The following is a 6892-nucleotide window of genomic DNA, read 5'->3' as shown; positions in this document are numbered from 1 at the left end:
TTCTTCGCCGTTGCTGATGCCTTTGAAGTCTACGACGACGCCCTGTACGAAGCGTACGGCGAAGTGACGCCCCTCGAAGTGATCGACGGCGACGAAGAGGATGAGGACGACGAGGACGTCGACGACGAAGAAGACCTCGAAATCCTGCAGAACTCAGAGAACTAAACGCGTAGAACGTCGTCGGGTCCGCCCGGGCCGGCGCCCACTGCTAGCCGGCGGCACCGCGACAGCCCTTAGACGGGGTCGGAGACGTCTTCGAGCGCCTGCGCGATCTCCGGGGGGAGGGGCGCGAGTGTCGCGTCCAGGATCTCCTTGAGCTGCACCGGGGTCCGTGCGCCGACGACGGCGGTGGCCACCCCCTGCTGGGACAGGAGCCAGCTCAGCGACACGTCCAGGGCCGTCCGGCCAAGCCCCTTCGCCGCCATGGCGACCGCCTCGACCACGCTGGACGCCGCACCCTCGAGATACGGCTCCACATACGTGGCGAGCCGCTGCTGGGCGGCCCGGGAGTCCGCGGGGATGTGACCCCGGTATTTTCCGCTCAGGACACCCCGTCCCAGCGGACCCCAGGCCATGAGGCCAAGCCCCGCGTCCTCGATCGCCGGAATCAGCTCGATCTCCGCGGTCCGCTGCAGGAGAGAATATTCGGACTGGTTGGCCACGAGGGGAAAGCCGGCGATCGCGGCGGCCTTAGCCGTCTGCCAGCCGTTGAAGTTGGAAACGCCGACGTAGCGGGCCCGGCCGGAACGTACCGCAAAGTCAAGGGCGGAAAGGGTTTCCTCGAGCGGCACGTTGGGGTCCCAGGCATGCGCGAACCACAGGTCCACATAGTCCGTTCCCAGCCGCGCCAGGCTCGCGTCAAGACCCGAGAGCATCCCGTTGCGGGACGTGTCGACGCTGCGGCGCCCGTCCGTCGTCGTCAGTCCGGCTTTCGTGGAGATCACCACCTCGGAGCGGGCGACGACGTCGCCCAGCATGCCGCCGAGCATGGCCTCGGCCTGCCCGTCAGCGTAGGAAGCCGCGGTATCGATCAGCGTCCCGCCGCCATCGACGAAGGCCCGCAGCAAGGCGGCGGCATCCTGTTCCTCGGTTTCCCGGGCCCAGGACATGGTGCCAAGGGAAAGGGCGGACACGCGCAACCCACTGTTGCCGACATAACGCTGCTGCATGTCAGCAAGCTTACGGGGATTMGGGCTGCTTCATAACGTAGGGTCTATAAACGTGAACTGGATACAAGCGGCTCTGCTGGGCCTCGTACAGGGACTGACCGAGTTCCTCCCGATCTCCTCGAGCGCCCATCTGCGGATTGTCGGTGCCTTCCTCCCGAACGCGGCCGACCCCGGCGCGGCCTTTACGGCCATCACGCAACTGGGCACCGAGACGGCAGTGATCGTCTACTTCTGGCGCGACATCCTGCGGATCATCCGTGCGTGGGCCGGTTCGCTCTCCGGCAAAGTGTCCCGGAATGACCCGGACGCGCGCATGGGCTGGCTCGTGATTCTGGGCAGTGTCCCGATMATCGTCCTCGGCCTGCTCTTCCAGGACCAGATCGAATCGGTGCTCCGCAGYCTGTGGGGCGTCGCGACCATGCTGATCTTGTTCGGCATGGTCCTGGCCGTGGCCGACACGGTCGGCAAGCAGGACCGCGACCTCACGCAACTGACCTACAAACACGGCCTCTATTACGGCCTCGCCCAGGCCCTGGCCCTGTTCCCGGGCGTGTCGCGCTCCGGCGGCACGATCAGCGCCGGCCTCCTGATGGGCTATACGCGTGAAGCGGCGGCCCGTTACTCGTTCCTGCTGGCCATCCCCGCTGTCTTCGGCAGCGGCCTCTACCAGCTGTACAAAGTCGTCTCCAAGGAAGGCATCACCGGTCCGTACGGCCTCCCGGAAACGGCCCTGGCCACCGTCATCGCCTTCGCTGTGGGCTATGTCATCATCGGCTGGTTCCTGAAGTACGTCTCAACCCGCGGCTACCGGCTGTTCGTCTGGTACCGGATCCTCCTGGGTCTGTCCCTATACCTGCTGCTCGGTTTCAATGTCATCAGCGCCTAGCACTAGGCTTGGGCTGTGAAATCCTGGATCTCCCGCCCTGTTCCCCAGCTCCCGGGCAGCATGCCTGCCCTGCGCCTCTTCGACACCGCCAAAGGCGCCACCGTCACCCTGGAGGCCACGGGTGAGCAGTCCATGTACGTCTGCGGCATCACCCCCTACGACGCCACCCACATGGGCCACGCGGCCAGCTATGTCGCCTTCGACCTCCTCAACCGCGCCTGGCGGGACGGCCGCCAGCACGTCTCCTACGTCCAGAACGTCACCGACGTCGACGACCCCCTCCTGGAGCGGGCGACGGCCACCGGTGTGGACTGGCGCGAGCTCGCGGCGACCCAGATCGAGCTTTTCCAGACTGACATGGAGGCGCTGAACGTCCTCGCTCCGGACCACTACGTCGGCGCCGTTGAGGCCGTTCCCCTGATCGTTCCCGCCATCGAGCGACTCCTGCGCAACGGCCTCGCCTACCGGGTTTCCGGCACCGGCGGAGAGCCCGACGGCGACGTCTACTACGACGTCGAGGCCGCCGGGAAACATTCGACCGACGCCGTCGACGCCTGGACCCTGGGGTCCGTGTCCGGGCTGTCCGACGCCGAAATGCTCGAACTCTTCGCCGAGCGCGGCGGCGATCCGGGCCGGGCCGGGAAGCGCCAGGCACTGGACCCGCTGCTGTGGCGGGTTGCCCGTGAAGGTGAGCCCAKCTGGCCCGGCGGTGAACTGGGGGAGGGGCGGCCCGGCTGGCACATCGAATGCACCGTGATCGCCCAGCGGTACCTGCCCAAGCCCTTCACCGTCCAAGGCGGCGGATCAGACCTGATCTTCCCGCACCACGAAATGGGTGCCGGCCACGCGTACTCGCTGGCGGGTGTTCCGCTGGCCCGTCACTTCGCGCACGCCGGCATGGTGGGCCTGGACGGCGAGAAGATGAGCAAGTCCAAGGGCAACTTGGTCCTGGTGTCCCGGCTTCGCGCTGACGGGGAGGAGCCGGCTGCGATCCGTCTGGCCATTCTGGCCCACCACTACCGCACGGACTGGTCCTGGACCGAAGCCGGTTTCACGGAGGCCAAGGACCGGCTCCGCACCTGGCGCGAAGCCCTCGCGGTGGCTCCGCACGGCTCCGCCGCGTCCCTCCTCGGCCGGCTGCGGACCGAGCTCGCCAACGATCTCAACGCGCCCGGCGCCCTGGCCGCCATCGACGCCTGGGCCCAGGCCGCCCTGGCCACCCCGGGAACCGTTTCAGCCACGGACGCCGCACTGGTGGGCGATGCCGTGAACGCCTTGCTTGGCGTCGAACTCTAGGAGCCKGATTTTAGGATCCTACAGCCGCAACTTGGACGTTAGGGTTTGTCTTTGTTGCGGCGCTTGAGGTAGCGCTCGAATTCACGGGCGATCGATTCGCCKCTGGCCTCCGGGAGGTCGGCGGTGTCCTTGGCCTCCTCCAGCTGGCGCACATAGGCCGCAATCTCGGGATCCTCGGTGGCGAGTTCGTCCACGCCGCGCTCCCRCGCGTCGGCCTCTTCCACGAGTTCCTGGGTGTCCAGGGGAACCTGCAGGAGCTCCTCGATCCGGTGCAGGATGGCCAGCTGCGCTTTTGGCGACGGCGCCTGGGCCACATAGTGYGGCACGGCCGCCCAGAGCGAGACCGTCGGCAGCCCGGCAAGCAGCGCCACCTCGCCGAGCACGCCCACGATCCCCACCGGGCCCTCGTACTGTGACGCTTCAAAGTCCATCCGCTCGCGCAGGGCGTTGTCGTCGGTGGACGTGCTGACCGGAATCGGCCGGCTGTGCGGCACATCGGCCAGCAGGGCACCGACCAGAATGACGTAGTCCACGTGGAGGGCCTCGGCATGCACCAGCAGCTCGGCGGTGTAGGCGCGCCACTTATAGGACGGCTCGGTGCCCTGGACGAAGATCACGTCCACATTCGAGTCGGGAACACTTGCCATGAAGATCCGCGTGGACGGCCACTTGATCTTCCGCTCCCCGGACGCCGTCCGGCGGATCGTAGGCCTCGTGAACTGGAAGTCGTAGTACTCGTCGGCGTCGATCGACMCGACTTTTTTGCCGCCCCAGAGTTTGTTCAGGTAGCGCAGGGCRTCGCTGGCGGCCTCCCCGGCGTCATTCCAGCCCTCAAAGGCGGCCAGCATGACCGTGATGCGCCGGCCCTCGGGGACGGGCTGCAGCAGCCRCTCCGGCTCGGAGACGGCGCCTGGTTCGGTGGGGTCTGCCTCGAAGCTGTTCATGCCATCACCCTACGTCCAAGTCGCTTCCCCGTGCAGGCATTGAAGCGCCGTGAAGAGGCAAAGAACTGCCCGGAGACTGCGGCCTGCCGGCCAAAATTCGCCGTAGGCGTAGCGCGGCGCCCCGCATCCGGCTTCCCCRTAGACTGGGAGGCATGCGATCCTCAGCTTCCCGGCCCCTCCTTAAAGCAGCGCTATGGGACATGGATGGCACCATTGTCGACACCGAGCCCTACTGGATCGAAGCCGAGCGCGCCCTCGTTGAAGCGCACGGCGGACAGTGGTCCCATGACCAGGCCATGCAGCTCGTGGGACAGTCCCTGGTGTTTTCCGCGGGCCTGCTGCAGGAGGCCGGCGTAGCGATGGAGCGACGCGACATCATCGACACCCTCACGGGCCACGTGGTCAGCCAGGTCCGCAAGTCCGTTCCCTGGCGGCCCGGGGCGCGCGAACTGCTTGACGAGCTCTATAACGCGGGCGTCCGCTGCGCCCTCGTCACCATGTCCGAGGCCCCGCTGGCCCGGGAAATCGTTGCCAGCCTCCCCGCGCCCTACTTCGATTTCCTCGTCACAGGGGACACCGTCTCGCAGGGCAAGCCCCACCCGGAGGCTTACCTCAAGGCCGTTGAGCTCCTGCAGCAGCAGGACCCCGACCTCGGCCTGCACCACTGCGTGGCCCTGGAGGATTCCGCCCCGGGCGTCGCCGCCGCCGTGGCCTCGGGCGTCGTCACCGTCGCCATCCCGCACATCGTGCCCCTCCCGAATGACCCCCGCCGCGCCACGTGGGATACCCTCGAGGGCCGCACGGTGGCGGACCTTGAAGAACTGGTGGCCCTGCGGCACGAATTCCCCGATGCCACCTTCGGGCTTGACGCCGACGCCGTCGCCCGCAAGACTGCGAGTCCCGTCCGTGGCTGACACCGGCGGCCAGGGACAGCCCGGCAAGGTGGCGGGTTCCCGCAAGGACGGTATCCCGCTGGGCCGCATAGCCGGCATCCCGGTATATCTCGCCTACTCCTGGTTCATCATCGCGGCCTTCACCGTGATCGCGTACGGGCCGGTCCTCGAGACCAACAACCCGCATCTGGGCATCACCGCCTTCCTCGTGGCCTTCGCGTACGCCCTGCTGCTTCTGATCTCCGTGCTGGCGCACGAACTCGCCCACGCGCTGACCGCGAAGGTGTTCCACTGGCCCACGGAGAAGATTGTCCTCAACCTCTGGGGCGGCCACACCCAGTTCCAAAGCTTCACCGCCTCACCGGGCCGCTCGGTCCTGGTCGCGATGGCTGGCCCTGCGGCGAACTTCGTCCTCGCCGGCGCCGGCTGGCTTCTGCTCGCCTACGGCCAGCTGAGCGGTGTGGCCGACATCCTGGCCAACATCTTCGTCTGGGCCAACCTGCTGATCRGMATCTTCAACGTGCTTCCCGGTCTTCCGCTGGACGGCGGCCGCCTGGTCGAATCCGCCGTCTGGAAGGCCACCGGAAACCAGGACAAGGGAACCATCGCGGCCGGCTGGGCCGGACGGATCATCGTGATCGCCCTGGCGCTGTGGTTCATTGTCCTGCCCCTGGTCAGCGGCGCGCGGCCGGACATTTCCTTCACCCTCATCACGGCCCTCGTGGGCAGCTTCCTGTGGATGGGCGCTTCGGCGTCGATCCAGCAKGCCCGCATGCGGGGCCGGCTGTACTTGGTCGACGCCGCGGCCCTCGCCGAGCCGGCCGTCGGCCTTCCGGACACCGCCACGGTGGCMGACGTCCTGCACCGGGCGCCGTCCGGCAGTCCCGCCGTGGTGCTGTGCGACCGGGACGGCCGTCCGGTGGGCATTGTCGACGCCGGCGCAGCAGCCATGGTGCCTGCCCCGCTGGCCGCGACCACCCCCGTTTCGGCAGTCTCCTACGCMMTGAGCGCCGGGGCCTACGTTCCCGAATGGTCCAAGGGCCAGGAGCTCGTCCAGTACCTGGCCCAGCTCGATGGCCAGGAGTACGCGGTGGTGGACCGCGATGGCGCCGTCACCGGGCTGCTGCACCAGTCCGCCGTCCTCGGCGCCATTACGGGCAAGTACCGGCCCCAACCCCAGAACCAGGGGCAGAACCGGTAGAGTTACTGGTCGGTCGTGAATTTCCGGCCCCCACGCGCAAGGACCGGTGCCCGCCGGCATGTCCGCGGCCACACAGCTTTACAGGAGCGAGGAACATCTTCATGAGCAGCGACACTGCCGCCACCGCCGCCGCAGGCATTAACACAGCCGCAGCCACCAGCACCGCCGCCGCAGGCACGAGTACTGCCGCGACCGGTGCTGCACGGCGCCGCGGACCGTTCCGCGAGGGCGAGCGGGTGCAGCTCACGGACGAGCGCGGGCGCATGAACACGATCACGCTCGAGGTCGGCGGCGCCTTCCACACCCACCGCGGCTTCCTGAACCATGACGAGATCATCRGCAAGCCTGACGGCTCCGTCGTCGTGAACAACGTCGGACAGCAGTACCAGACCCTGCGCCCGCTGCTTTCGGACTTCGTGCTCTCGATGCCGCGCGGCGCCGCCGTCGTCTACCCCAAGGACGCCGGCCAGATCGTCACCATGGCGGACATCTTCCCCGGCGCC

6 protein-coding genes and 1 pseudogene are annotated in these 6892 nt (G+C 67.7%); 5 read left to right on the top strand and 2 right to left on the bottom strand.

Annotated features, from left to right (window positions below):
* Positions 1-233: 233 nt before the first annotated feature.
* The gene (locus AC1DBQ_RS20375; protein ID WP_476930237.1) at positions 234-1169 is read right to left on the bottom strand and encodes an aldo/keto reductase; all 936 of its coding nucleotides are present in this window, start codon (positions 1167-1169) and stop codon (positions 234-236) included.
* Positions 1170-1221: 52 nt separating this feature from the next.
* Here AC1DBQ_RS20375 and AC1DBQ_RS20370 point away from each other — a divergent pair, with 52 nt between their 5' ends.
* Complete coding sequence (locus AC1DBQ_RS20370) at positions 1222-2055, top strand: undecaprenyl-diphosphate phosphatase (protein ID WP_476930236.1); 834 nt, start codon at positions 1222-1224, stop codon at positions 2053-2055.
* Between the two features lie 15 nt (positions 2056-2070).
* Positions 2071-3351: a cysteine--1-D-myo-inosityl 2-amino-2-deoxy-alpha-D-glucopyranoside ligase gene (gene mshC / locus AC1DBQ_RS20365; protein ID WP_476930235.1), complete on the top strand. Its 1281-nt coding sequence runs from the start codon at positions 2071-2073 to the stop codon at positions 3349-3351.
* A 38-nt stretch (positions 3352-3389) separates the two neighbouring features.
* Here the strand turns inward: mshC and AC1DBQ_RS20360 are convergent, their stop codons facing one another.
* A complete protein-coding gene (locus AC1DBQ_RS20360; protein WP_476930234.1) occupies positions 3390-4295 on the bottom strand; it encodes a PAC2 family protein in 906 nt (301 codons plus the stop codon).
* Between the two features lie 200 nt (positions 4296-4495).
* Here AC1DBQ_RS20360 and AC1DBQ_RS20355 point away from each other — a divergent pair, with 200 nt between their 5' ends.
* From AC1DBQ_RS20355 to AC1DBQ_RS20345, 3 genes and pseudogenes are all read left to right on the top strand, one after another.
* Positions 4496-5209 (top strand): HAD family hydrolase, encoded by a 714-nt coding sequence (locus AC1DBQ_RS20355; RefSeq protein WP_476930233.1) that lies wholly within the window; start codon positions 4496-4498, stop codon positions 5207-5209.
* Positions 5202-6389: a site-2 protease family protein gene (locus tag AC1DBQ_RS20350; RefSeq protein WP_476930232.1), complete on the top strand. Its 1188-nt coding sequence runs from the start codon at positions 5202-5204 to the stop codon at positions 6387-6389. Before AC1DBQ_RS20355 ends, AC1DBQ_RS20350 begins: the two co-directional genes overlap by 8 nt.
* A gap of 101 nt (positions 6390-6490) precedes the next feature.
* Positions 6491-6892, top strand: a pseudogene (locus AC1DBQ_RS20345) (tRNA (adenine-N1)-methyltransferase); the annotation flags it as partial.

This window comes from Arthrobacter sp. 10T413_2, assembly GCF_056394205.1.
This window is presented reverse-complemented; position numbering and strand designations above follow the sequence as displayed.

Excerpts from the sequence above, each read along its gene's own strand:
- AC1DBQ_RS20375 (WP_476930237.1), bottom strand. The coding sequence starts at position 1,169 with ATGCAGCAGCGTTATGTCGGCAACAGTGGGTTGCGCGTGTCCGCCCTT.
- AC1DBQ_RS20355 (WP_476930233.1), top strand. The coding sequence starts at position 4,496 with ATGGATGGCACCATTGTCGACACCGAGCCCTACTGGATCGAAGCCGAG.